Below are 241 nucleotides of genomic sequence, written 5' to 3'. Positions count from 1 at the left end.
CGTAGAAATAGTTACATTAGCAACGGGATTAATTTTTATTTTTGTCTCTGATTTTTCTGGCGTTTTATTTTCAGTAGTTTTAACCGTTTTTTCTTCAGCAGATTTAGGTTGATTATCTTTCTCTTTTATGGTAGATTTCTTTTCAGCAACTTGAGATTTTTTAACCTTATTTTTCTCATCTTCTTCAATATTCTTAGACTTTTCTTCTTGATTTATTACCGAAGACTCAGCAGGTGTAACT

At 29.9% G+C, this 241-nt stretch carries 1 protein-coding gene; it reads right to left on the bottom strand.

Going from position 1 to position 241, the window contains the following annotated elements; all coding sequences use genetic code 11:
• On the bottom strand, positions 1-241 hold a 241-nt coding region (locus ACN4EE_RS23550), incomplete at both ends, for a hypothetical protein (RefSeq protein ID WP_431708942.1).

Source organism: Geminocystis sp. CENA526, from assembly GCF_050753365.1.
Classification (GTDB): domain Bacteria; phylum Cyanobacteriota; class Cyanobacteriia; order Cyanobacteriales; family Cyanobacteriaceae; genus Geminocystis.
This window is presented reverse-complemented; position numbering and strand designations above follow the sequence as displayed.